The organism is Aequorivita capsosiphonis DSM 23843, assembly GCF_000429125.1.
Classification (GTDB): domain Bacteria; phylum Bacteroidota; class Bacteroidia; order Flavobacteriales; family Flavobacteriaceae; genus Aequorivita; species Aequorivita capsosiphonis.
The window spans coordinates 70,230-96,328 of record NZ_AUBG01000015.1; the positions used below are offsets into that span (position 1 = coordinate 70,230).

Here is a 26,099-nt window from a genome sequence, read left to right on the forward strand (position 1 = left end):
CTATTCGTGTTGATTTGGATTTGCCTGCGGATATGGAATCATGTTTTTTTCTGAAAGACCCGATATTTTATAATAGTTCTTTTTGCCATTAAACCAATATCCCATTACCGCTTCATTCCCTTCCAAATCAAAAGGAAATACTTCGGCAGGGGTGTTTTGAGCTTCTTTCATAGGATCGGCATCCATAACAACATCACTTTTGGCATCATTATTAAGATGGCCTACAAATTGTTTTGGTTCGTTTACATTTCCCTTTGCTTCCAGAATATGGTTTTTGAAATATATATTTTGGATAACTACATCCGGATCGATTTCACTGAAATTGATATGTACATTGATTCCCGAACCTCCTTTCTCAACTCCTGCAACCCAGTTTTGATAATAAGCCTCGGCAATTTTAAATGGCGGATTTTGAACAAGTTCTTTCATATTGTTTGAACCCTGTGCACCACCACAGTTTGTAAGGCCAAAAAGTAGGATGGGCAGCGTCAATATAATGGTTATAGTTTTCATTGTTGTTTTCATTCACGAAATTTACGAATAATAAACCAAACAGGTCTCAGAGACCTGTTTGGTTTAGTAATGTTAAAATTTAAATCCAAGACCCAAAAATGCAGTAATACCGCTGGCAGCATCCACATTTAAAGTTACATTTCTGGCATTAAAATAAGGAAGCAACAATTTTAAATACAATTTTTCTCCTATTCTGTAATGTGCTCCTGGACCAATATTATAAATAGTTAAAGCACTATTCTGAATATATCCTTGTGTCTGATCTTCAAAGCCAAAACCATACCCAGCTTGCGCAAAAACATTCCATTTTTCCTTGTTGACGAAGTAATAATGGATAGAAGGCGTGAAACCATAAGAATGAATGGTAACACCACTATTGTTCTTGATCAAGGTATTGTTTGAAGTGAAAAAACTCCCTGACAATGAAACTTTATTTGAAATGAAAAATTCAAAGCTCGCCAATCCCAAAGCGCCAAAATCGTTTTCACTATTAGTAGTTGTGGGATACGGAGAAACAGCAACTGAAAGCAGCATTTCACCTTTCTTGTTTTGGGAATATAATAGTGAACAAAGCAGAAGCGCGCAAACGAGGAATAATTTTTTCATCTATAGAAATTTGAAAGGAAGATAGAAAAAAATGCTTCAATAAAAAAACCCTTCCGAATTTGAAACTCTGGAAGGGTAAATGAATTTATAAATCAAAGGTAGCTGAGTGGCCGCCTTAGGCGGTTGTACCGAAGCTATCCTGCCAACGCCTCAGCACCACCAACAATCTCAAGGATTTCATTGGTAATAGAAGCTTGACGCGCTTTGTTGTACTGTAGTTTTAATTCATCACGAAGTTCTGTGGCATTGTCGGTTGCTTTGTGCATCGCCGTCATACGAGCTCCGTGCTCGCTTGCAACGCTATCGCGAAGTGACTTGAACAACTGTGTTTTTAAACTTTTTGGGATTAAGGCTTCAATGATCTCTACTTTTGAAGGTTCAAAAATGTAGAAAGTTTCATTGTTATTTGCTTCTTGTCCCTCAATTGGTTTTGGAGGCAAAATTGGTAAAAACTGCTCGGTCATTACAATTTGTGTCGCAGCATTTTTAAAATTATTGTAAACCACAATAATTTTATCATACGTACCTTCAGAAAAGAGCTCCATTAAGTTTTCAGCAATTTCTGAAGTGTTCTCAAAAGAAAGATCATCAAAAATATCATTGTTATTTTCGATAACAGTTCCAAATTTCTTCAGAATATCGTTTCCTTTTTTCCCAACAGTCATAAAATCCACTTGCTTGCCAGCATACGTATTTGCAGCCAAATTACGGGATTGTTTTATGATATTAGAGTTAAAAGCACCTGCCAAACCACGGTTACTAGTAATGGCAACCACCAAAATTTTATTTACATGGCGCTGTTCTGAATACTTGCTTCCAGTATCTTCATCAAGTGTGGCGCTTAGGTTTTGCAAAAGTTCAGTAAGCTTTTCAGAATAGGGACGCATTGCCGTAATGGCATCCTGCGCCTTTTTCAATTTTGCAGCAGAAACCATTTTCATGGCACTGGTAATCTGCATCGTTGAACTTACGGATGATATTCTGTTACGTATTTCTTTAAGATTCGCCATTTTTAATTATTATAACTTTGCGTTCTCTGCGTCTCTGCAGTGATATATTCTACCGCAAAGGCGCAAAGAACGCAGAGATTTTTACTTCTTATATTTTGCCGAAAGATCGCTAGCAACTGCTATCATAACATCAATAGCTTGGTCAGTAAGTTTTCCTGCTTTTAAAGCATCTAAAGTATCCCTGTGCTTTACATTAAGCATTTCAAGATAATCTCTTTCAAATTCCTTAATCTTATCAACCGGAACATCACGCATTAGGTTTTTAGAACCTGCATAGATAACCGCTACTTGATCTTCAACTGTGTAAGGATCATTTTCAGCTTGCTTTAATAGCTCTACGTTACGCTTTCCTTTTTCAATTACGTTTAAAGTTACAGCATCTAAATCTGAACCGAATTTCGCAAAGGCCTCCAATTCACGGAAAGCTGCTTGATCCAGTTTCAAAGTACCTGCTACTTTTTTCATTGATTTAATCTGTGCGTTACCACCAACACGCGATACCGAAATACCCACGTTAATTGCCGGACGAACACCTGCATTAAACAAATCTCCATCTAAGAAAATCTGTCCATCTGTAATCGAAATTACGTTTGTTGGAATATATGCCGAAACGTCACCCGCTTGTGTTTCAATAATAGGAAGTGCAGTTAACGAACCGCCTCCTTTTACTATTCCTTTCAATGAGGCTGGAAGGTCGTTCATTTCTTTCGCAATGCCATCATCAGCAATTATTTTTGCAGCACGTTCCAACAATCTTGAGTGAAGGAAGAAAACATCACCAGGATATGCCTCACGTCCCGGTGGACGACGAAGCAAAAGTGATACTTCACGGTATGCAACTGCTTGTTTAGACAAATCATCAAAAACAATCAATGCTGGACGACCCGTATCGCGGAAGTACTCACCAATTGCTGCACCAGCGAATGGAGCATAAACTTGCATTGGCGCCGGATCTGAAGCATTTGCAGCAACGATCGTGGTATAAGCCATTGCACCTTTTTCTTCTAAAACCTTTGCAATGTTTGCAACTGTTGAAGCTTTTTGCCCTATTGCAACATATATACAAAATACAGGTTCCCCTGCATCATAAAATTCTTTTTGGTTCAAAATGGTATCGATACAAACGGTAGATTTACCAGTTTGACGGTCACCAATAACAAGCTCACGCTGGCCACGGCCTACGGGAATCATTGCATCAATAGATTTAATACCAGTTTGAAGTGGTTCTGTTACCGGCTGACGGTAAATAACTCCTGGTGCTTTACGCTCCAAAGGCATTTCGTAAGTTTCGCCAGTGATTGGTCCTTTCCCATCAATTGGTTCACCAAGTGTATTTACCACACGGCCAACGATACCTTCACCAACTTCAAGGGAAGCGATACGTTGTGTACGCTTAACGGTTGAACCTTCCTTAACACCTTTAGAAGGACCTAAAAGTACAATACCTACGTTATCTTCCTCAAGATTCAATACAATACCTTCAAGACCGCTGTCAAAAGCTACAAGTTCGCCGTACTGGGCGTTTGAGAGTCCGTATGCACGAACAATACCGTCACCCACGGTCAAAACAGTTCCTATTTCATCCAGGGAAGCAGTTGCTTCATATCCTGCTAGTTGTTGCTTCAATATTGCTGATACTTCAGCTGGTTTTACTTCTGCCATTTGTTTAGATATTAGATGTAAGATTTGAGACGTGAGACAAATCTAATTTACTTATTACTTGTAGTCCGAAGCTTTACGCGAAGGACTATATTGATTTACTGAATTCTCTTTTTAAATTACCCAATTGATTCGCGATACTCGCATTGTATTGGATGTCGCCTATACGAAGAATAAATCCACCGATAATGTCTGGATCAACCTTACTATTAAGCGTTACTTTTTCACTGCCAGTCAATTCCTTTACTTTGGCCATTACTTTAGTTTCCAATTCTGAAGAAAGAGGTACCGCCGTAACTACAGTGGCAACTTTCACTCCTTGTTGGTCATTAAAAATGTCTACATAGCTTTTTGCTACCTCCCCCAATAAAGGAGTACGGTTATTTTCTACAAGAACTTTTATAAGTGAATGCGTTGCTTCAGACTGCCCGCTGAAAATTTTCAACAAGGCTCCCTCTTTATCCTTAGTTTTTATAACCGGACTTTGAAGCACTGATTGCAATTCGCGGCTGTCTTCAATGGTTTTATACACAGATTGCATATCGCCAAAAACAACAGCTTCTGTGTTGTTTTCGTTTGCATTCTGCAAAAGTGCTTTTGCGTATCTGATCGCTGCTCTGCTCATTGAATATTAGTTTAGTTTGGCGTCGCCCAACATTTCATTTACAAGTTTCAATTGGCTATCGCTATCAGAAAGTTCGTGTTTTACTACTTTCTCAGCAATTTCCAAGGAAAGACTTGCTACTGTTTGCTTCATTTCAGCAATTGCAGCTTTCTTTTCACTTACAATAGCGGCTTGTGCATGTGCCACCATTTTATCAGCTTCGGCCTTCGCATCTTCCTTTGCATCAGCAATCATCTTCGTTTTTATCTCACGTGCTTCCTTCATCATTGCCTCACGCTCTGCACGAGCTTCTTGAAGCAATTTTTCGTTGTCTGCATGCAAGTTTTCCATTTCAAGCTTTGCCTTTTCGGCAGCTGCTAATGCATCATTGATGGAAGTTTCGCGCGTTCTTACCGCTCCTAAAATAGGTTTCCATGCAAATTTGCGCAAAAGGATCAACAGTATTATAAATATAATGGTGGTCCACAATATTAAACTTTCCGGTGCTACTATATTCATTTGATATCTTTTTTAAAAACTTTTTGTTTAAAACAACATCTCGTGGCCAACCGCCACGAAATGTTGTGTTTTAAAATTAGGCAATCAATGCCACAACCACTGCGAAAAGTGCAACACCCTCAATAAGGGCAGCTGCAATAATCATTGCGGTTTGAATCTTTGCAGATGCTTCTGGCTGTCTAGCCATTGCGTCCATAGCTGAACCACCAATTTTACCAATACCAATACCGGCACCGATAACGGCCAATCCTGCTCCTACTGCTGCTAATGTTCCTGTCATAACTGAAACTTTTTAAAAATTAAATTAAACAAAAATTAATGATGCTCCTCTACTGCTTGGCCAATAAACAGTGCGGCAAGTAATGTAAATACATAAGCTTGAAGTGCAGCAACTAAAAGTTCCAGCACGCTCATGAAAAGAACAAATACTATTGACACCGGTGAAATGGCGGCAGTTTCGAAAATAAAAATCAAACCAACAAGGCTCAAAATTATAATATGCCCAGCGGTAATGTTCGCAAACAAACGAACCATAAGTGCAAAGGGTTTTGTAAACATTCCGATAATTTCTATCGGAATCATAATTGGGTATAATGCTTTAGGTACATCTGGCGAAAGGATGTGTTTCCAATAGTACTTGTTTCCGCTGAAAATGGTAATAATGAAAACAATAAGCGCCATTACCATAGTAAAAATGATATTTCCTGTCACGTTTCCGCTGAAAGGGAAAAATGGAATAAGGCCGATAAGGTTATTCAACCAAATAAAGAAAAAGATGGTTAACAATAAAGGCATATATTTTTGATATTTTGCAGTACCGATGTTTGGGATCGCAATATCATCTCGAACAAATAGTATAACCGGCTCCAAAAACCCTGAAAGACCTTTTGGTGCTCTTTGATTTTTCTTATAATGACGTGCTGCAAATCCAAAAACTATCAACAGCAAAAGAGACACAAAAATCATTGAAAAAACGGTCTTGGTAATTGAGAAGTCCAAGGGTCTGTCTTCATACATAAAAGGACGCCCCATAGTACTGGTGTCCTCAAATTTCTGTTGATCGAAACGATCCGCATAAAATATATGTTCGCGGTATCTTACAAATTTATCTCCATTTTTTTCAACTACCGTAGTACCGGAATTATCGTGATGAAATTCTGAAGAAGAAAAAACAGTAAGACCATTATCCGTCCAAAGAATAACGGGTAAAGCCAAAGTGATAGGATGTCCATCCCAGTCTGCGATATGAAATTCGTGAGAATCCCAAACGTGACTATTGATCAATTCTTTCGGGTCAAATTTCCCCTCACCTTCTTCCTGATTTTGGTCCGATGCGATACCTTGAAAGGGCAATAACAGAAATACTATAATTGCCAAGCTACCGATAAGTGTTTGAGTAAGCCTCATATGTTAATAACTATAAAAAATTGTACCCGTTAAAATTTGTGCAAAAGTACAACTTTTAGTCATAAAAAAAAGGGGGTAAGCACGAATGTTCTATTTTTCTGAAATTAATATGGACTTTCTATTTCAGGGAAAGCTTTAAAAGCCTCATAGTGAGTATTATTTCGATGAAAAGATAAATAAAATAAGGGATGAAAAAAGATATAAAATCCGGTATTTTTGATGCATTTTCCAATTTTATCAGTGGAATTAAAAATACTACTGCCACAACCATCTTCAATAAAATGCAACCCATAAAAGCAAACCCAATATAATTGGGAAACATTTTACCAACAAAATACAAGCCGGTAAGTATGAAAAATGTAATCGAAAAATGAAAAGTATAAATCGCCCACACAGGATAATAAAAAGTATAAATATCGGGCAAATTATCAATGACCAGCCTTTGGGCAAAAAAAAGCAGTATCGTAACTATGATTAAAATAACGGGGATATAGATGTATTTCTGAAATTTCAATGCTTCAATCTTTTTTATTCATTTTTTCGAGCTGCTTTATCACTGCATAGAGGGATATAAAAACACCCAAAAGTGAAAAGATAATGGTAAAAGCAGAATATTTATTCGGATAACTTTCATCCAGTTTTAATCCAGCAAAAACACCAATACCGATTGTAACACCCATTTGGATAGCGATTCCAGAGAAAACCGCCCATTTTCTGAGACCATCATTATTATCTGCCATAAAGTGTTTGGCTAAGATTCAATTTTAGTAGATTCACCCGTCTTTTTTACACGCTGCTGGCGATCATAAGGATTAGCTTTGGAAGTTTCTTCAGCTGATGTGCCTGAAGCAACAGCACTCTTTTGCTTTCCGTCCTGCATAGCGCAGGAAGCATTCAAGGTGGCTCCTGGCTCAACGGCTAATTTCCCGACAGTGACATCACCATCTACTACCGCTGTAGATCTTAGCGTAAGAGTTTCTGAAACCTTAAGATTCCCTTCAAATCTACCTTCTATATCTGCGTTTTCACAACTAAGGGTTCCTATAATTACTCCTGATTTTCCCAAAACTACTTTTGAAGGTGTTTTTACGTTTCCTTCTATGGTGCCGTCTATTCTAAAAAAACCAGTAGATGAAACATCCCCTTTTAGTTTAGTGCCTTCGTTAATTCTATTTTGAGTGGCACTGGGTTCTGCAGCATCACGTTTTTGTTTTTTATCTGAAAACATAGTAGTTGGTTTTTAAAGCTTACTCTTCCGGTATTTGATACCTGCCGGCAGGCAGGTTTGGAGTTTGGAATTTTCGTAAACTATGGTTGGGTTTCTTTTCCTTCTAAATATTCATCAAGATTTTTGTGAATTTGGATTATCTTATAATTTGGGGTCGCAATTTCGAAAAAAGGACGTTTAATTTTATAATCCTTGTTTTCTTGCAATACTTCACCGAAGCCACGGGCTCCCAAGCGCGTATTAAGACCATGGATAATTACGAATCTAGTTTCAGGATTGTAATAGTCTATAGATACATTCATATTAGTATATCGATAATTCTGAATTGCCTTGTCCAACTTCTCTTTCAGTTTTTCCGCTGCTTCAGCTTCATCAACATCAAACTTATAAACCAATTTCCAGCTACTAGCTTCTTCATCCGGAACAAAATCCTTAACCGCTAATAAAGGCAGTGTTTCACTATAAATTTTCTGTGCCTGTTTCCCTTCGTCACTGCTTGGGTAATTTAATGAAACAAAATTCAAAGCTTTTTTATAAGCTTCAAAACCTTGCTGACGACCAATGGCGGTAGCTTTCAACAATTCGAATTTCGGAAGAATATCATTTCCGTTGTAAATAACCATATATTCATCACTCTTCTGAATAACCTCAGCATATTTGGCGGCCTCAAATTCATGATACAACTGTTTGTATTTAAACTCTGGGCTAGATTCGTCTGTGGGCAGCTGCGAATTCGGATTTCGAAGTATTTCGGCATAACGCGTATCTGCGTGATTTTTCAAAATATCATTTCGATATTTTTCTGCTTCGGAAGGTTTTTCCAAAATTTCATAGATTTTCACCAAATTGTATTTCGTCGGCACCACCAAACGCTCTTCAGGATTATGGGTAAGGAGTTTCTCTAACCTGTTTGCGGCAAGCTCATATTCCTTAAATTTTTCCTTGTAAATAGACCCTAATTGATAATATGCAAAGTTTCTGTCCTTTCCTAAACTATCAATTACTTTTTCGTCTGTAGGAATTCGTGCTATATAAGTTGCTGGTTTGTACAATTCGTTTTCTGCAATAGGCGTGTTGTCCGCAACTTCATCTATTGTTGCCAAAGATGTTTTTTTGCTAGAAAGCCTCCAGTTATCTTCTAGTTTTCGGTCACCCCAAATTTTTCGGAACTCTCCTTTTCCATAAGCTACTGTAGTTGGGTTGTAAAAATAGAATGTACTGCCCTTGTCTGGACCGGAAGCCGTTTTTCCCTTTTCATAAAACTCTTTATTGGCGATTTTTTCCTCCAATTTAACAGCTTCCAAAGAATCTTTAATAGCCTGTTCCTTCAATCTTGTAGTGTAGTCTGTAAAGAATGCCAGTTGTTCTGCTTCTGACATTTTTGTCAATCTCAGGATACTGTCGTTAGCATTGGCGATATCTTCGTATTTTATTACATCGTCAAGGTTTTGTCGTTTTTTGGTTATGCGACGCCACTGACGACTGTTTTCTTCAAGAAAAGTCAGGGTGCTGTCATAATACGCTCCCGCATTTTTATATTCGGCATTGTCAAAATTGATGACCGCAAGGGTTTGATAATTTACTGACTGAAGTATTCTATCCTGCTTAAAAGCCTTTACAGATTTATTGTAATAGGTAACCGCTGTGGCTATGCTGTCGCTTTTGTAGTAATAATCTCCAAACTGATTGTAGATTCTATCTAGAAATGGGCGATTTTCGCGATTCTTTTCAAGATCTTGTAGTAATTCTAAAAAAGCGGTGCGATCTCCTTCTTCATAATCGAAATTTTTACCCTTTTCGATATAAGCACTTATCAAATACACTCTAGGAATTTTCCGGTTCATTTCAATAACCTCATCAAAGGCGATGTTTGCGCTATCTTTTTGATCCAAACGGTTGAATAATTGCCCTTTAATAAAAGTATATCTTCCCTTTAACTCCTTGTCTTTTACATTTTCGGTCGCAATTTTAATATAATCAAGCGCAGGTTGCAAACTGTCCAGATTTATAAATGCTTGCGCCATCATTGCCGCGCCATCTGCAATTTCTTTTTGGTTCAATTCGGCTTGATCGAACATTTTTTGAAGATTTTCTATGGCGTACTCTTCATTTTTTAAACGAATGTTTGTTTTTGCCTTCCACACCTTGGCCACGTTAATGCTGTTGCTCGTTGGATAACGGTCCAAAATGAAATTGAAAGCATCAAGCGCCGGAATAAAGCGTCCGTCGTAATAACGGGATTTCCCTAAAAGCAAATACGCTTCATCAATTTGCGGGTTTCGCTCCCTGCCGTCAATATACATGGAATGCTTCTGGATTGCCTTTGCGGCTTTTTCTTCAGCACGGTTAAATTCACCGCTATTTGATGATGCGCCTGGAGCTTTTACTTCCGGTTCCGCTTCCTCAATTTCTATACGTTCCACAGGCAGTATTTCCCAGAAATTATCTCGAAAACCTGCAGCCAATTGTTCCTTTCCAGCGGTAAACGCCAAGTCGCCATTGTAGAGCGTATTAAATTCTGTATTAACCGCATGAATATTACGGTTTAAAAAGGTGTCCTTTTTGCGTGAACATGCTGCAAAAAAAACAACAGCAAGAATAAATAATGTAATTTTATATGTGCCTTTCATCTATATTTTATATTCTATTATTGAAAGATGGAATTCGCCATTCAATATTCCCCACTTTATAAGAAAATGTCTAATGTGGCTCATTTCAAAATGCTTTTCGTTTATATGATATTCTAACTTAAAAGGTTCTATTTTAGTATGTAGAATCACTAAAGAGCGGTAAAAATACATTTCTTTTTAATATCTATGGGAATATATACCGAAAAAATCAGTAACAATCAGTCTTACAAAGTATTAGGCGCCAGCTTCTATTTTTTTATAGATACTCGAAATTTATTTCATTTTTCAATATAAGGTTTTGTTCAAGAACGATTTCTTACTTTTGCAAAAAAAATAAATATTATGAGCGATTTTCACACGCTTAGCGTTTCCGAAGTAAAAAAAGAGACACATAATTCTGTCACTATATCCTTTACAGTTCCCGAAAATATAAAAAGCTCCTTTGTTTTTAAGGCAGGCCAATATATTACCATAAAACATATTAGCGATGGGAAAGAATTGCGTCGCGCATATTCCATCTGCTCCTCGCCGAAAAGTGGTAAATTAAAAGTTGGTGTAAAAAAGGTAGAAAAAGGTGCGTTTTCTGAATATGCAAATTCCCAACTAAAAGCTGGCGACACGCTCGAAGTAATGCCTCCAACAGGTAAATTTATTTTAGAGCCCAATTTAAAACACTATGTTGCTTTTGCAGCTGGAAGTGGTATAACACCAGTCTTATCACTGGCAAAATCTACTTTAGAAGAAATGCCCCAAAGTTCATTTTTACTTATTTACGGCAATCAGTCTAAAGAAGAAGCGATGTTTTATGACGAAATCGTTCAGCTTCAAGATGAATTTCCAAAACGGTTTAATGTTGAATTCGTCTTTAGCCGAAAAAAGGAAGGCGATGCACAATTTGGAAGAATTGGTCGTTCTCTTGTCAATTTTTATCTGAAGAATAAATATCGTGAAACCTCTTTCGAATCATTTTACCTCTGCGGTCCCGAAGAGATGATTGATGATGTTGCCGCTACATTAAAACATAACGGTGTCAACACAAAACAAATTCACCACGAATTGTTCTCCACCGCTGAAAAAGGTTTACTTGTTGAAAAACACGACGGTTTCACCAGTGTTACTGTTGTACTTGATGATGAGGAAGAAATTTTTAAAATGCCGCAGACAAAATCAATTTTGGAAGCTGCTTTGGATGAAGGCTTAGATCCGCCTTATTCTTGTCAAGGTGGAATATGCAGTACGTGTATTGCCCGTTTAAAAGAAGGGAAAGCTGAAATGCGTAAAAATCAAATCTTGACGGAAGCTGAAATTGCAGACGGATTGATACTTACTTGCCAAGCACATCCTACAACGCCGACGGTTGTTGTGGATTATGATGATGTATAAGCCCCCTAGCCTCTAAGGGGGAACTCTTACTACAACGTAAAAGACCTCACGGGGTTTCCACCGTCGGCGGATAAATAAAACCTTTGAGAACTTTGATACTCAATTATGCTTAATGTAAAACTTCCTTTATTTTCGAAACCACCGTTTCTGGAGTAATAGTTTTCATGGCTTCTTCATAAGTCTTCGGAAATTTATTCCCGTAAATTGAAGTAGGAATCAACGGATATTTTTCCCGATCGGCAAGAAGCTGGTTACTTTCAGGCTGATTGAAAGGCGCAAAACCCGCAGCCGGATGCGTTACGCCCCAAAGCGTAATAACAGGAATACCCAACATAGCGGCCATATGCCCGTTCCCGCTGTCCATGGAAACCATTAAATCTAAATTTGAAATCAAGGCGAGCTCTTCTTCAAAAGTTAGTTTTCCAGCAACATTGGTCACATTGGAAAACGGATTTTCCAGTTTTTTTAGTTGTTCAATTTCCTTCTTTCCGCCGCCAAAAAGAAAAATTCGATATTTATCTGTTCTATCTAGCTCCCGGATTACTTCCCCCATCAAATTTAAAGGATACATTTTACTGCTATGGGCTGCAAAAGGAGCGATACCAATTAGTTTCTTTGGCTCCACTCCCATAAGACCAAGTAATTTAGGCGTTAATCTTTTTCGCTGGGGTGGCGTAAATTTTTGTAGATCCAGTGGATACCCGAGTTTTTCAAAAACGTCGGCGTAACGTTGGTGTGTCGATTTTAATGGGGAAATACTTTTTCCCTGGGTGTCAGCAGGCAGGGATTTTTTCTTTACCAAGGCTTTTTTATCAGCTCTACCTTTATCTATTGTCGCTACTTTAATCCATTTAAATAGTAAGTATCGAGTAATTATCTTAGAGCGGATAACGTTGTGAAGATCCGCTACACTATCGATACCGAGCGCTTTAGCCTTCTTGGCCAATTTTATAAGTCCCAAGCGTTTATGTTCGCCATAAACATCAGCCTCCAAAAAATCGAGATTGGGAATTCCTTCAAAAAAAGGCTTAAAAACAGGACGAGAAAGTACTGTGATTTTTACTTCTGGAAAGGTTTGTACAAAAACCCGGAGTACCGGCACCGTCATAGCCACATCGCCCATTGCAGAGAGTCGAATTACTAATATATGTTTACGTTCGGCCATATTTAAAAAATAAGGGTTTTATAAAGGCTTGCGGCAACATAGGTCGACTGCGCTCAGCACATTCTAGGTTATTTTTTGTTGCGAAGCACTGGGTTTAATTCTTCATCATTATACATTTTCATCTGTTTATAGACTTTCATATATTTGCTGCCATGAGCAATATCATCCAACAACTGATTTATAGCGGTGCTCAAGTCTACTCGCTGTTCTAAAAGAATATTCAACTTTGCTTTACAAGCCATTTGGTGCTCTTGGGAAGCATCTTTGCGCTCTGCTTCCTCATTCATATGATACACTTTTAAAGCTAAAATTGAAAGCCTATCAATTCCCCAAGCAGGACTTTCGGTGTTGATAGTAGCATCATCCTTCACTTTTACATCCTTAAATTTTTCGAGGAAATAACTGTCAATATATTCCACCATATCTGTACGGTCCTGGTTTGAAGCATCAATTTGACGTTTCAATTTTAAGGCACCCACGGGATCAATATTAGGATCGCGAATAATATCTTCATAATGCCATTGCACAGTATCAATCCAACACTTGCGATAGAGCAAATGTTCAATCAAATCAGTGTCTTTATCGTATGGATTGCTGAAAGCTTGATCCACCGTGTTTATTTCGTGATACTTGTTTATTACTTCTGCGAAGATTTTGTTGGCTTTGTCGCTAAACATCGTTTATTCTTTATTGTTATTATTTATTCCTCCTGCAAGATTTTTCCAATCTTGTAGGCTTAGGTTTATTATTGTCAACTTTTTACCCCTATAATGTCTTCCTTCTGTGGCGGCCAGGTTGAGACCTTTCAGGAAATCTAAAAACCAGACCCTAATTCCCCCTTTGGACTTGCCTGCCGTAGGAAGAGGCTAAGGAGATTTTTCTAAAATATGCAAATATTCAAAAGTTTCTGAAGCTTTGTGGTTTCGGTTTTCAGTTTTATCGGCCTTAAAACGTTGATATTTCTTAGTTTTTAAGCTGTATTTCCCGAAGCGTTCCATCACCGATTGCACTTGCTCTTGACTCATCAATCCTTCGTTATTATAACTTAGAAAAATGTATTTGAATTGCGCGTTTTCAATCAATTCTTCAAAACTTTTAAGGACTTCCCCGGTTTTACACCAATCGCTTTTATAGTAATCGCGCAAGCCGGTTTTTCCTTTAGGCACAAAGGTATCATATTTTGCAATAGTATTTAGCAAATGATAGTTGGCACCATACTGTCGCGCATTGTAAGGCGGATCTAAATACAGGATATCCCCTTCTATTTCCTTAATCTGTTGGTTTGCGTCCTTTTGGAATACTCGGTTTTCTTGATTTGCCAAGCCATCGCTAAATAAATTTTTCTGGATTTTGGCGGCTTTAATTATCAATGGTTTGGCAGCCGAATTTTTAATATGTTTTAAATAAGCGCCGTAAACCGAAGCGGTATTGGCAACCTTATCGGCACTTTCCAATAAAGAGGCTAATAGGAAAAAGTATTGATCTTCGGAAATTGTTTTAGATTTCTTCCAATGTTCTATTTGAAGTCGGACGGCGTCGATTTTCTGTCCATTTTCAGAAGTGAAATAGTTTCGTCCCGCTTTTCCAGCTTCGGAATAATTTTCAAATATGAAGCCTTTATTTCCTTTTAAAGCATTCAGTTCGTCCAAAAGGTTTTGATATTCAAATTCGAAATAATTACCAATATAATTTCGGTTAAGCACATAACTATAATATTCAACATCGTTGGCAATTACTTGTTTTACGTGCGGTCTAAAATTTCGACCTACAATTCCTGTACCCGCAAAGAGATCGCAGAATACCTTTTGAGAAAGGTCTTTTCCGCAGGTTTCGGTGACCGTTTCAAAAATAAAGGAGGAGAGTTTGTGTTTGGAGCCTATGTAGTTCATTTTGAAACCCAGATAATATCGCTGAAAGTTATTTGATCTTCAGCAAAAGTAAAAGAATACAGGTGCTCCCGACTATAACTTTCAATATATTCCTCAATAGCCTTCTTAAGCAATGAAATCTCCCCTTTCAATTTCCAGTGTTTCTTATTTTCGGCATAAACCACTATAAAAAGTCGGTTTTTAAGATGATAGCGTTTTTGTGTGCTTTGGTTTTTGTAGAGCCATTCAATAAGTTCGGCTTTGTGATTCTGGGCGTATTCAAAACTCTTACCAAATTGTTTCGGAAATACTGAAGTTTTATGATCGAAAGGAATTCCGAAGAGATAAAAATCCTTTTCAGAATCCTTGGCTTCCGCTACGGGTTCAATTCCGTCCATTTCGGAAAAAATCTGCTCCACTGCTTTGGCACTCCAGAAATTGTACCAACGGTTTGCGGCGTATTGAAAAATATGGTGTTTGTCTAGTTTCTGTCTTTCAGCAACAATTTTAATTTGTAGAATAAGTGCTTCCCAATTAAAAGTTTGATAGATGAAATTTGTGAAATTGTCCCATTCATTATTTTGCTTTCGGAACCATTTATAGGGGTAAGGATGCCTTTTTTTTAATTCCTTTTCAATATTTTCTAAATTAAGCGTATTCATAAAACCCTAGTGCTTAAATAAAGTTAGAATTCGTGAAAATTAGAATGCCTCAATATTTAAAAAAACCCGATGATTAAGCCAATAATATTTCCGGGGAAATTTTTAAACCTTTGTACAACGATTTTACCATTTTAAGTGTCAAGCCTCTTTTTCCATTTAAGACTTCACTTACACGACTTTGGCTTCCTAGATATTCCACCATATCTGCATTAGTCATTCCCATTTGTTCCATCCTAAACTTAATAGCATCAATGGGATCTGGTGGGGCAATGGGAAAATGTTTCATTTCATAAGATTCTACTAAAGTAACCAGCAAATCCAGTTCATCGCCCTCTGGAGTATCTCGTTTCGCACCCCATATTTCTTCAATTCTTGCAAGAGAAATAGTATAATCTTGTTCTGTTTTAATGGGCTTGATATTCATAATTATATTGTTTTGACATTTATTTTATTGTACTCGGTGTGGGTTCCAATAAAACGAATGAATACTACTTGAAATTCATAATCTATTGCTACTACCAGCCTATATGCATTTCCTTTAATATTAAAAACTACTCGCCCTTCACCTACAATACTTGCACTCGCGAATTGTTGTTTCAATTCATTAGGGTTTTTCCATTCGGCTGTTTTTGTGTCGTGATACCAAGCCCGTAAAGATATTTCTGAATCAGGGTAATCAGGTTTTTCAAAAAATGTTCTTAAAGTCCTAAAGGCTATGATTCTCATCTGTCAAAGTTAGGTAAAATATTCGTATTTCCCAATTTGGGATAATTTAGAGCTTTTAACCGCTGCCTATCTATAAAAACAAAAACACAAATGGTAAGATAACGACAAGCCAGAGCATACTTTCCTTAAACCAAAACTCTAGAGCATCCCGTTCACCATATCGCTTGGTTTCAAAATTTTCGATGTAATTGGCTATCATTATGGAAATTGGCGCCAAAATGAAAAGAATCTCCGCACCTGTTTTTTCAGGGCCTGCCAACGCGATAAAAAAGTAGGTTAAACTCACGTAAAACATTAAAAGATAATTCGACTTTTCTTTTAACGAGACTGCGGAGAGACTTGATAAACGATAAATTCCAGTCCAAATATAAAAAGCAAGTATAACGGTAACGGGCACTAACACGGAAGCCGAATTATAATTTATAAAATCTAAGCTGATAGATTCTCTCCATTCAAAAAACCACATAAATGAATTTGAAACAAGCAATTGGTACGCCGTGTTTAACATAAAGACTGCCAAAAATCCCGTAAAGGGAATGAGCATTTGCTTATAATTTAAGTTGGGTTTTTGGACAATGGCAATGTATAATGGTAGAAAAAATAAAAGACTCCAAAAATAAAAAAGAGAAGCTACAACAATCCAAAAACTCGCATCGAAAATTTTCCTTTCCGAATTTTTATCACTTCGCAAACTCATAATTCTTCGCAAGGCGAGGATAAGAAAAATATTCCCCAAAAGAATGTTATGTTGAAGAAAAATAACTGGTAACATCACCATAAAACACGCAAAAAACAAGATGGCATAGGTGTTGCTTTTTGTTAGATGATTTTTTCGAATAATAAAATCTAAAAGTAGCATGCTAAAGACACTTACTATTATAAAAAAGGCATTAGTTAAAAGAAATGAAGGAGTAATAAGATCACTAAATCCCGAAATTGCCCCCAGCAAATACCCCGCGGCAATGAAGACTGCGAGAATTAAATAATTAATAGGACTAGATTTTCCGAAAAAGCTTGTTAACATAGGGGTTATTTTCTATTTTTGCTTTCTAAAGTTTAAAGATATGACTTGGAAAGGTTTTTGGGAAGCAATAGCTTCTATTTTTGAAGATGCACTTTTTATACCTTACGATGCACTTCGTAATATGGAATTGTCCACATGGTGGGGAGCAAATATTATATCATGGATATTTCTTTTAATTGGTGCAGCTGCTTTTATTTACTGGATGCTTCAATTGAACAATTTTCATGAAAGTACTGACAGTACTTACACCTACGACGAAACTCACTGATCCTTTATAGATCGAACCCAATATCATTACGATAATTCATCCTGTCAAAAGATAGTTTTTCTATATTTTGATAGGATTTTTTTAGCGCCATTCTAAAATCGTCGTCTAAGGATGTTACTGCCAACACGCGGCCACCGTTCGTGAGTACTTTGCCATTTTCAGATTTTGTCCCGGCATGAAAGACCATGGAACCTTCCACGTTTTCCAATCCTGAAATTTCCTTGGCTTTTTCATAGGCTTCAGGATATCCTCCAGAAACCAGCATCACTGTGGTTGCAGCTCTTTCGTCAATTGTAATATTAATATCGTTGAGTTTTTGGTGAAAGGTTGCTTCAAATAAATCTACCAAATCGGTTTTTATTCTTGGCAGTACCACTTCGGTCTCTGGATCACCCATTCGCACGTTGTATTCTATCACATAAGGTTCGTTGTTCACTTTTATCAAACCGATAAAAACAAAACCTTTATAGTCTATATTTTCTTCAGCTAAACCATTTACCGTAGGCTTGACAATTCGGTCCTCAATTTTTTTCATCAGCACCTCATCTGCAAATGGAACTGGAGAAATTGCACCCATTCCACCTGTATTTAAACCAGTATCACCTTCACCAATTCTTTTATAGTCTTTTGCCGTAGGAAGAATCTTATAGTTTTTACCATCCGTAAGCACAAAGACGCTTAATTCGATACCATCCAAGAATTCCTCGATAATAACTTTTGAACTAGCTTCGCCAAATTTGCTATGGGCGAGCATATTTTCGAGTTCTGTTTTGGCTTCCTCCAAATCATTTAAAATTAAAACACCTTTTCCGGCTGCAAGGCCGTCCGCTTTTAAAACAAAAGGTGGATTCAATTTTTCTAAAAATATTTTACCTGCTTCTAATGATTCGGCTGTAAAACTCTCGTAGGCTGCCGTAGGAATATTGTGCTGCATCATAAACTCCTTTGCGCGTTGTTTACTACCTTCCAACAATGCGCCGCGTTTTGATGGCCCTATGAGTATAACATCTTTTAAGTGCGGAGTTTCAGCAAAATAATCTGCTATTCCCTGTACCAATGGATCTTCGGGACCAACAATTACCATTTTAATACTGTTTTCAACCACACAGTTTTTTACGGCTTCAAAATCGGTTATATTTATCGCTACATTTGTTGCCAGAGACTCAGTACCGGCATTTCCGGGTGCCACAAAGAGATTTTTGCAGCGTTTGCTTTGTGAAATTTTATACGCAAATGTATGTTCGCGACCGCCGGAACCCAAGATTAGGATGTTCATAGTTATTTTTTTATACCTACAAGGAGATTGCTTCGACAAGCTCAGCACATCGCCTAGCAGAAAGATTTAATTTCTTATACCTACAAGGTTTTGAAAACCTTGCAGGATGATGTTTAAAAGGTGGTTGAGTGATTTGAAAACCTATTTAGGTTTTCAAATTGTATCGAAACCCAAATTGTATCGAAACCACGGTGCCAAAAATAATTGTTTGTAAATTGACCCACTAATTTTTGGCCTAAAAACCGCATCAAAGAATTTTAAAATGTATTCGTTTTTTCTAAACAAAATTCTACTTCCTATAGGCTCTGTCTTTTTTAGCGGGGATTATTCTAGCTACTTAAAACAATGGAAAAGTTATGACGCGATGTCTTCGGAAGCTCTAGAACAAGTTCAAAAAGAAAAATTAGCGGCAATACTGAAATACGCTTTAGCTAAATCTCCGTATTACCGAAATCTAAGTCTTCCCCCTGAAGCAAGTTTAAAAGATTTTCCAATTCTTACGAAAGGTATTTTACGCGAAAAGGCTGAGGCAATTATTTCAGAAGAATTCAAAAAAGAAAACCTCGAAAAAAATCATAGTAGCGGAAGTAGTGGCGTACAATCTTTTACTTATATGACTTTTGATCATAAATTTTATCTGCGTGCCTTACAGACGCATTGGTGGTCATGGGGAGGTTATAAGCCAGGGGAACGGCTAATTCAAACAGGTATTTCACCAAAACGAACTTTTCCTAAGAAATTAAAGGATATCTTCTTTAGAACAAATTATGTTGAAGCTTTTGCTTTAAATAGAAAAACAATCGAAGATATATTACATCGAAGTGAAAACAAAAACCCGAAACATCTGGCAGGTTACCCCTCGGCATTGAATGAAATGGCCTTAACCGCTATTTCCGAAGATAAAGTTTATCACTTTAATAGTTTAATTTCTTACGGCGACAAATTGTATGGTCAACACAAGAAGAATTTTGCAAGAGCTTTCCAAAACCCTATAATAGTTAATACTTATGGTTGTGCCGAAGGCCTTCATATGGCTTGTAAAGTGGATCAACCGTATTATTATATTATGTCTCCTCACGTTTTTCTAGAAATTGTTGATGACGGCGGTAATCCTGTGAAGGATGGGGAAAGAGGACATATTTTGGTTACATGTTTAACTAATTATGCCATGCCCCTTATTCGCTATAAACTGGGAGATTTGGGGATTATGCTTCCCAAAGAAAAGTACCCAAAAAACGTTCAGTTTAACTATCCGTTACTACAGGAAATAACCGGGCGTGAAACCGATGTTATTAAAATTCCTAATGGAAATACACTTATAGTCCACAGTTTTACAGGGATTATAGAATTTTATGAGGAAATCAAACAGTTTAAGGCTATTCAAATAGCAAAGGATAAGATAACCATTGAATACATGCTAGAAAATAATGAGAAGTTATCTCTAAAAGCTGAAAAAGAAATATCTGAAAAACTGCGTAATCTTACTGATAATTCTATGGAGATTTCACTTACTCAAGTAAAAGTTATAACAGCCTCACCATCGGGCAAACCACAGATAATCGAAATTAGAAGCACTACCTAATTCTTCTTTTTTCTAACAAAAACCTTCCTAAAAATTAATAGGGATTTAATCTAATCTTTCAATAAATTTTGGGCGGACAAAAAAGTATTCCCATAAAAAACAGCTCATAAAGTAAAGTGAGGCTGGCCTAGAATATCCTAAATGGTTTTTATAAAAATTGTAGTTGTGCTTTAGCAATCCTATTTTATCGGAACTCACAGAATCTTTTCTAATTCTATAATAAGCCAAATCTTGAGCGATTCCCCTAGCAGGGTTTTCACTTATTTTAATAGCTTCCAACCATAAGGCCCAATCTTGTCTTTTGGGTATTTTAGGAGATTCTATTTTACCTAAGGAAACGGCGTGATACATTCCAGTAAGATTGCCAATATAATTATTTCGGAATTGTTTTTTATACGGAAGAATGGCTCTTGCAACAATTCGTTTTTTGAGCGAATTCCCCAATTCATCAATATGAAGATAGCTTGTGAAGGAAACAGCGCAGTTATTTTCTATCATAAAATCTAGCTGAACCTCCAATTTATTTGGCGACCAGAGATCATCAGAATCTAAAAATGCTATATAATCGCCTTTTGCGATTTCCGTAGCTTTATTACGGCAAAACCCAGGACCCTTATTCGCTACTAGTTTTATGAATATAATTCTTGGGTGAGACGCAGATAATGTTTCAATAATTTCCGAAGAGCGATCCGTTGAAGCATCATCTACTATGATAAGCTCCCAATTTGTATATGTTTGTAAAAGTACGCTTTCAATAGCTTCCGAAATAAATTTAGAAGAATTATAGACTGGCATGAGAACCGAAATGAGCGGACTTTTTTTCACATCAATACGCTTTATCATCACCCCTTAGCGCATTATATATTGTTTGAAATACAATTTTTATATCGAGAAAGAGACTCCAGTTTTCGAGATAAAAAATATCGTATTTCACTCTATTGATAATATGGTGGTCATCTTCTACTTCTCCGCGATACCCGCTTACTTGTGCTAAACCGGTAATTCCAGGTTTTATAAAATGACGGACCATAAATTTATCAATCCGCTCTGCGTACATACGTGTGTGGCTAACCATATGTGGCCGTGGTCCTACTACCGACATATCTCCCTTAAGCACATTGATGAACTGCGGCAGCTCATCGATACTCGTTTTTCTTATTATTTTTCCAACTTGCGTTACCCGTATATCGTCTTTTGAAATTTGGTGAAGATCTGCCATGGGATTTGGTTTCATAGACCGAAACTTATAGCAGTAGAACTCTTGGTAATCCAATCCGTTTCGTTTTTGTTTAAAAAATATTGGACCCTTAGATTCTAATTTTATCAATATACCTAACAACGGAGTTAGCCAAGATAAGATCCCAATAATCACGAATAGGGAAAGGACAATATCAAAACCTCGTTTTAAAAACTTATTAAAAGGTTCGTCCATTGGAATTTTTCGCATCGAAAGAATGGGAAGCACTCCATAATAAGTAAAGTCGAGTTTCTTACTATAGATTTCTTTGTTATCTGGAAGAAACTTTAAAATCTTGAGGTTATTATCCGCAAAATCAATAAGTTTTATCAAATCCTTGTTGCCAATTTCCGCAACAGATGAATAAACCTCATCTATTTCTTCCTTTAAAATATAATCCATACATTCCTCGATAGAAACTTTGTTAGAGCCTTTTAAGTCGAAGGTTTTATATAATTTATATCCATAAACAGGGTTGGTTGTGAAAAACTTCCGGAGCATTTCCGTCTTTTGGTTTAAACCGATTATTACAACCTTTCTAACATTTCCACCAAGATATAAACGGTATTTTTTTAAGAGGTAAAAAATTCCCAGTTTAACAACGGTAATGCACAACATTACCAAAAGGATATAGTTAAATATAGTTGATGCCGAAGTGGTTAACTCATTATAAAACCCGAAAAAGGAGAATACCATTAATACGAAAACTATCCCTTGTTTCCCTACCAGCGACATTATTTTCGCAACGTGAGTAAAGCGATAAATTTCATAAAAACCTGAACGTAAAGACAGTAAAAACCAAGCTAAGGTTAAAAATATAATGTAGTTAAAAAAGGGAAATGGCTTCTCAAAGAATTCAAAAGCCAAAAAATGGATAAAGAAGAGGTCTATTCCATACGAAATAGGTCTTAAAAATCCAGAGTATCTTCCACTTTTAAACATTTTTTCTATCTGTTGTGTTTTGAAAAATCTTTATGTTCACTTTTAAAAAGATCTTCTTTTGAGAGATTTCTAAAGTATTCAAATGTTTTTTTCATGCCTTCTTCTCTCGAAACTTTAGGCTTCCATCCCAATATTTCTCTTGCTCTAGAAATATCTGGTTCGCGTTGCATGGGATCGTCTTGTGGCAGTGGCTTGAAAATTATTTTTTGATCAGTACCGGTTAATTTGATTATTTCCTGTGCAAAATCAAGAATGGTTATTTCTCCAGGATTGCCAATATTTACTGGTAACGAATATTCACTCATTAATAAACTATACAAGCCATCAATCTGGTCATCAACATAACAAAACGAGCGCGTTTGCGAACCATCACCAAAAACAGTTAAATCTTCTCCACGTAATGATTGCCCAATAAATGCAGGTATTACGCGACCATCATTAAGTCGCATTCGCGGGCCGTACGTATTAAAAATTCTAGCAATGCGAGTGTCTAAACCATGAAATCTGTGATAGGCCATGGTTATAGATTCCTGAAAGCGCTTTGCTTCATCATATACTCCACGCGGCCCTATGGTGTTTACATTTCCGTAGTAATCTTCAGTTTGCGGATGCACTAATGGATCTCCATAAACTTCAGAAGTGGAGGCTATCAAAATACGTGCGTTTTTTTCCTTCGCCAACCCCAAGAGATTGTGCGTTCCCAAAGATCCTACTTTTAGCGTCTGAATTGGGATTTTTAAATAATCTATAGGGCTCGCAGGCGATGCAAAATGAAGAATATAGTCGATATCTCCCGGAACAAATACAAATTTCGTGACGTCGTGATGATAGAACTCAAAGGATTCAAGCTTAAAAAGATGCGCAATGTTTTTTAGGTCACCTGTAATAAGGTTATCCATTGCGATAACGTGAAAATCCTCAGCAATAAATTTATCACAGAGATGAGAGCCCAAAAATCCGGCTGCTCCTGTTATCAATACGCGCTTCTTCATAGATTTACCGCTTTTCTTCCTATGGAAACATATGTAAAACCTTCTGTTTCCATATCGCTCACATTATATAGATTTCTTCCGTCAAAAATTACTGGGTTTTTTAAAAGTTTCTTTAACCTATTGTAATCTGGCGTTCGGAAAATGCTCCATTCCGTACAGATTAATAACGCATCGGCTGCATCAAGGGCGGCGTACATAGATTTTGAATACTTTATTTTATCGCCAAAGCGTTTTTCAATATTTGGCATGGCTTCAGGATCAAAAACCTGAAGTTTTGCCTTTTTATCCAGTAAGGCTTCCATCATATCTATAGAGGGAGCTTCGCGAATATCGTCGGTTTCTGGTTTAAAGGCCAGGCCCCAAACAGCGATGGTTTTTCCCTCTAAATCGTCATTAAAATAGCTTTCAATTTTAGGTAGTAAAATCGTTTTTTGGGTGGAATTGATTTCAATTACCGAACTCAAAATTTTAAAATCATAATCCTCGTCTTTTCCAGCCTTTTTAAGCGCTTTCACGTCTTTTGGAAAGCAAGACCCTCCATATCCAATTCCAGGAAAAAGAAAGCGTTTCCCTATGCGGCTATCGGTGCCCATTCCTGCGCGGACCATATCAACATCAGCGCCTACTTTTTCACAGTAGTTAGCAATTTCATTCATAAACGTAATCTTGGTCGCCAAGAATGAATTTGCCGCATATTTGGTAAGCTCGGCAGACTTTTCGTCCATCACGATAATTGGATTACCGGAGCGTACAAACGGCGCGTAAAGTTTTTGCATTAATGCAGTAGCTCTTTCATTGCTTGAACCAATAATTATACGTTCAGGCTTTAAAAAATCGTCAACGGCGAAGCCTTCTCTTAAAAATTCAGGATTTGAAACAACATCGAAATCACAGGTTGCGTTTTTGGAAATTACTGCGCGTACTTTTTCAGCTGTTCCCACCGGTACCGTACTTTTATCAACAATAACCTTATAATCCTTTATACTTTTTCCTATCTCTTCAGAAACATTCAACACATAGGAAAGATCCGCAGCGCCATCTCCATCTTCAGGAGTTGGAAGCGCAAGAAAAATGATTTCACCATGCTTCAAACCTTCTTCCAGGGAAGTCGTAAATTTTAGGCGATTCGCTTTTATGTTTCTTTCAAAAAGTACGTCTAAATACGGCTCATAGATTGGTACTACGCCATTGCGCATTTTCTCAACCTTAGCCTTGTCTATATCTACACAGACTACTTCGTTCCCTGTTTCTGCTAGGCAAGTTCCTGTTACAAGACCTACATAGCCCGTTCCTATTACTGAAATTTTCATATGTATCTCCCGTCTTTGTCCTTTGGCTCCTCTAAGAGAAAATTACCACGGATAAAATTTGACGGATTCTTTTTAATTTAACGTTTGCAAAAGTACAATTTGCAATTCTCTTTATATCTCTTTTATCTCGTTGTTTTCCGTGGTTTTAACACTCGTCATTAATGCAATCAAAATAAAACCTACATAATACGCCCCAATCTGCCGGTTAAATAGGTTTTCAACTAAACAATACATTATCAATATTGCCAACATCGCTGTCGGAAAAAATTGTTTTCTGTTTGAAATAAAGCTCAACCCTATAAAAAGTAAAAAAAGTAAAAGAGCAATAAAACCTGCGCTTATATAAAAGTCCAAAAACTGGCTATGGGTATTGTATCGCTCAGAAACAAATTTCTCCTGTTTTTTAGGATTGGAAATTTGAGTTTCATAACAAGAAACAAGTTTCTCCTTTGTGGTATTAAACCCGATTCCCGAGAGCATAAAGCCTTCTTGGTTTATAATGCTTTCGGCACATTCCCAAACTACTGCACGCAATTCATAAGTCATTGAGTTTGCAATAAATGAAGGTGGGTTTTCCTGAATTCTTTGGCTAAATTGAGTGCTCCTTTCATTTTTAAGAACAACAAACAATCCACTAACAACTACGACTGCGCCAATAGCAATTATAAACTTCCAAATCTTTCGTTGGCCATAAAACTGCTTAATTAATAACAACACAAATAACGCAACCATAGCTATTTTCGAAGCGATTAAAATGATAAACACAGCATTTATCAGGATGTTCGCTAAATAGTAATTGTTATTGGGATGGTATTTTTTCTTAATTGCTTGAAATGAAATCAAAATGCTAAAGACACTCAAAAGCCCTAGGTAAAGCCGATCTATCAATAAAGATTCTATAACCTGTGGAGATTCACCTAGTGCAACGCTTCCAGTGGCATCCGTAATAATCACAAAATTATAGACTGAAAAAACAATTGCCGCCAAAGATGAAAAAATGATAGCACTGTTTATTTTCCTTATATCCGCTACCGGAATATAGAGAATTGCCAAACCTACTGCAATCAGCACTTTTTTGATGACGTAAAAATCTTCTGACCATCGTCCTGCAATAAATGAATTAATACAGAGATATGCAAAAAGACCAAAAAATATAGCAATCGGTAGTGATTTTAGCTTTTTAAAATCTGACTTTTTTACAATAAACGGAAATGCAATTACCAAGATTGCCAATAGTATATTGGGAAGCGCTCTTATATAATTGTCAAAAGGAATGATAAAGTAGAGCAGTAAAAAAGTATAGGGATATATGGCAGAAAGCAGTATCCTCATTGTTTTTAGTATCTTTTTTAAATTTTAGGGGAAGATAGAAAACTCTTGGGAAATATTAGACTTTAGATGTGAGATATTAGATGTGAGAGTCAGGCAGTGTTCAGTATTCAGTGTTCAGTGTTCAGTATTCAGTATTCAGTATTCAGTATTCAGTAT

28 protein-coding genes are annotated in these 26,099 nt (G+C 36.9%); 4 read left to right on the plus strand and 24 right to left on the minus strand.

Features of this window, described 5'->3' with window-relative positions; genetic code table 11:
* The 8 genes from G440_RS0113435 to atpB form a co-directional block, all read right to left on the minus strand.
* Positions 1–525: a hypothetical protein gene (locus tag G440_RS0113435; protein WP_026451780.1), complete on the minus strand. Its 525-nt coding sequence runs from the start codon at positions 523–525 to the stop codon at positions 1–3.
* Between the two features lie 60 nt (positions 526–585).
* A complete protein-coding gene (locus G440_RS0113440) occupies positions 586–1,119 on the minus strand; it encodes an outer membrane beta-barrel protein (protein ID WP_026451781.1) in 534 nt (177 codons plus the stop codon).
* A gap of 134 nt (positions 1,120–1,253) precedes the next feature.
* Positions 1,254–2,129, minus strand: coding sequence for an ATP synthase F1 subunit gamma (atpG, locus tag G440_RS0113445; RefSeq protein WP_026451782.1), 876 nt, complete (start codon positions 2,127–2,129; stop codon positions 1,254–1,256).
* An 81-nt stretch (positions 2,130–2,210) separates the two neighbouring features.
* Positions 2,211–3,791 carry a F0F1 ATP synthase subunit alpha gene (atpA, locus tag G440_RS0113450; RefSeq protein WP_026451783.1) on the minus strand — a complete coding sequence of 527 codons (1,581 nt, stop codon included), beginning with the start codon at positions 3,789–3,791 and terminating at the stop codon, positions 2,211–2,213.
* A gap of 85 nt (positions 3,792–3,876) precedes the next feature.
* Positions 3,877–4,413: an ATP synthase F1 subunit delta gene (gene atpH, locus G440_RS0113455; protein WP_026451784.1), complete on the minus strand. Its 537-nt coding sequence runs from the start codon at positions 4,411–4,413 to the stop codon at positions 3,877–3,879.
* A gap of 6 nt (positions 4,414–4,419) precedes the next feature.
* Positions 4,420–4,911, minus strand: coding sequence for a F0F1 ATP synthase subunit B (locus G440_RS0113460; protein ID WP_026451785.1), 492 nt, complete (start codon positions 4,909–4,911; stop codon positions 4,420–4,422).
* A gap of 76 nt (positions 4,912–4,987) precedes the next feature.
* Positions 4,988–5,191, minus strand: coding sequence for an ATP synthase F0 subunit C (gene atpE, locus G440_RS0113465; RefSeq protein WP_026451786.1), 204 nt, complete (start codon positions 5,189–5,191; stop codon positions 4,988–4,990).
* 35 nt (positions 5,192–5,226) lie between these two features.
* Positions 5,227–6,318: a F0F1 ATP synthase subunit A gene (gene atpB, locus G440_RS0113470; protein WP_026451787.1), complete on the minus strand. Its 1,092-nt coding sequence runs from the start codon at positions 6,316–6,318 to the stop codon at positions 5,227–5,229.
* Between the two features lie 188 nt (positions 6,319–6,506).
* Between atpB and G440_RS21620 the strand changes: the two genes are divergently transcribed.
* Complete coding sequence (locus tag G440_RS21620) at positions 6,507–6,629, plus strand: hypothetical protein (RefSeq protein WP_281170772.1); 123 nt, start codon at positions 6,507–6,509, stop codon at positions 6,627–6,629.
* A 207-nt stretch (positions 6,630–6,836) separates the two neighbouring features.
* Here G440_RS21620 and G440_RS0113480 read toward each other — a convergent pair whose 3' ends face one another.
* The 3 genes from G440_RS0113480 to porW all read right to left on the minus strand — a co-directional run bounded on the left by G440_RS0113480 (position 6,837) and on the right by porW (position 10,176).
* Positions 6,837–7,058: an AtpZ/AtpI family protein gene (locus tag G440_RS0113480; RefSeq protein ID WP_026451789.1), complete on the minus strand. Its 222-nt coding sequence runs from the start codon at positions 7,056–7,058 to the stop codon at positions 6,837–6,839.
* Between the two features lie 11 nt (positions 7,059–7,069).
* The gene (locus G440_RS0113485) at positions 7,070–7,546 is read right to left on the minus strand and encodes a bactofilin family protein (protein ID WP_026451790.1); all 477 of its coding nucleotides are present in this window, start codon (positions 7,544–7,546) and stop codon (positions 7,070–7,072) included.
* A gap of 80 nt (positions 7,547–7,626) precedes the next feature.
* Entirely contained in the window at positions 7,627–10,176 is a 2,550-nt protein-coding gene (gene porW, locus G440_RS0113490) for a type IX secretion system periplasmic lipoprotein PorW/SprE (protein WP_026451791.1), read from the minus strand.
* Positions 10,177–10,518: 342 nt separating this feature from the next.
* Here porW and G440_RS0113500 point away from each other — a divergent pair, with 342 nt between their 5' ends.
* Positions 10,519–11,559 (plus strand): ferredoxin--NADP reductase, encoded by a 1,041-nt coding sequence (locus tag G440_RS0113500; RefSeq protein WP_026451792.1) that lies wholly within the window; start codon positions 10,519–10,521, stop codon positions 11,557–11,559.
* A 109-nt stretch (positions 11,560–11,668) separates the two neighbouring features.
* Here the strand turns inward: G440_RS0113500 and G440_RS0113505 are convergent, their stop codons facing one another.
* From G440_RS0113505 to G440_RS0113535, 7 genes are all read right to left on the minus strand, one after another.
* Positions 11,669–12,724, minus strand: coding sequence for a glycosyltransferase family 9 protein (locus G440_RS0113505; RefSeq protein WP_026451793.1), 1,056 nt, complete (start codon positions 12,722–12,724; stop codon positions 11,669–11,671).
* Between the two features lie 68 nt (positions 12,725–12,792).
* Positions 12,793–13,401, minus strand: a complete 609-nt coding sequence (locus G440_RS0113510) for a DUF4254 domain-containing protein (RefSeq protein ID WP_026451794.1) — start codon at positions 13,399–13,401, stop codon at positions 12,793–12,795.
* Positions 13,402–13,590: 189 nt separating this feature from the next.
* Positions 13,591–14,613, minus strand: coding sequence for a DNA adenine methylase (locus tag G440_RS0113515; protein ID WP_026451795.1), 1,023 nt, complete (start codon positions 14,611–14,613; stop codon positions 13,591–13,593).
* Complete coding sequence (locus G440_RS0113520) at positions 14,610–15,254, minus strand: hypothetical protein (RefSeq protein ID WP_026451796.1); 645 nt, start codon at positions 15,252–15,254, stop codon at positions 14,610–14,612. Before G440_RS0113520 ends, G440_RS0113515 begins: the two co-directional genes overlap by 4 nt.
* Positions 15,255–15,327: 73 nt before the next feature.
* A complete protein-coding gene (locus tag G440_RS0113525; protein WP_026451797.1) occupies positions 15,328–15,678 on the minus strand; it encodes a helix-turn-helix domain-containing protein in 351 nt (116 codons plus the stop codon).
* Between the two features lie 2 nt (positions 15,679–15,680).
* Entirely contained in the window at positions 15,681–15,980 is a 300-nt protein-coding gene (locus tag G440_RS0113530; protein WP_026451798.1) for a type II toxin-antitoxin system HigB family toxin, read from the minus strand.
* 70 nt (positions 15,981–16,050) lie between these two features.
* Complete coding sequence (locus tag G440_RS0113535) at positions 16,051–17,004, minus strand: DUF6427 family protein (RefSeq protein WP_026451799.1); 954 nt, start codon at positions 17,002–17,004, stop codon at positions 16,051–16,053.
* A gap of 40 nt (positions 17,005–17,044) precedes the next feature.
* Here G440_RS0113535 and G440_RS0113540 point away from each other — a divergent pair, with 40 nt between their 5' ends.
* Positions 17,045–17,272 (plus strand): DUF6341 family protein, encoded by a 228-nt coding sequence (locus G440_RS0113540; protein ID WP_026451800.1) that lies wholly within the window; start codon positions 17,045–17,047, stop codon positions 17,270–17,272.
* Between the two features lie 4 nt (positions 17,273–17,276).
* Here G440_RS0113540 and purD read toward each other — a convergent pair whose 3' ends face one another.
* The gene (gene purD / locus G440_RS0113545) at positions 17,277–18,548 is read right to left on the minus strand and encodes a phosphoribosylamine--glycine ligase (protein ID WP_026451801.1); all 1,272 of its coding nucleotides are present in this window, start codon (positions 18,546–18,548) and stop codon (positions 17,277–17,279) included.
* 262 nt (positions 18,549–18,810) lie between these two features.
* Between purD and G440_RS0113550 the strand changes: the two genes are divergently transcribed.
* Positions 18,811–20,130, plus strand: coding sequence for an AMP-binding protein (locus tag G440_RS0113550; RefSeq protein ID WP_026451802.1), 1,320 nt, complete (start codon positions 18,811–18,813; stop codon positions 20,128–20,130).
* Between the two features lie 45 nt (positions 20,131–20,175).
* On the opposite strand, the gene G440_RS0113555 is transcribed toward G440_RS0113550, so the two are convergent.
* From G440_RS0113555 to G440_RS0113575, 5 genes are all read right to left on the minus strand, one after another.
* Positions 20,176–20,973, minus strand: a complete 798-nt coding sequence (locus G440_RS0113555) for a glycosyltransferase family 2 protein (RefSeq protein ID WP_026451803.1) — start codon at positions 20,971–20,973, stop codon at positions 20,176–20,178.
* Positions 20,957–22,309, minus strand: coding sequence for an exopolysaccharide biosynthesis polyprenyl glycosylphosphotransferase (locus tag G440_RS0113560; RefSeq protein WP_026451804.1), 1,353 nt, complete (start codon positions 22,307–22,309; stop codon positions 20,957–20,959). Before G440_RS0113560 ends, G440_RS0113555 begins: the two co-directional genes overlap by 17 nt.
* Before the next feature lie 5 nt (positions 22,310–22,314).
* Positions 22,315–23,301, minus strand: coding sequence for a UDP-glucuronic acid decarboxylase family protein (locus tag G440_RS0113565; protein ID WP_026451805.1), 987 nt, complete (start codon positions 23,299–23,301; stop codon positions 22,315–22,317).
* On the minus strand, positions 23,298–24,611 hold the full coding sequence (locus G440_RS0113570) for a UDP-glucose dehydrogenase family protein (RefSeq protein WP_026451806.1): 1,314 nt from the start codon (positions 24,609–24,611) through the stop codon (positions 23,298–23,300). The genes G440_RS0113565 and G440_RS0113570 overlap by 4 nt, the downstream gene beginning before the upstream one ends.
* 111 nt (positions 24,612–24,722) lie before the next feature.
* Entirely contained in the window at positions 24,723–25,943 is a 1,221-nt protein-coding gene (locus tag G440_RS0113575; RefSeq protein ID WP_026451807.1) for an O-antigen ligase family protein, read from the minus strand.
* Between the last annotated feature and the right edge of the window lie 156 nt (positions 25,944–26,099).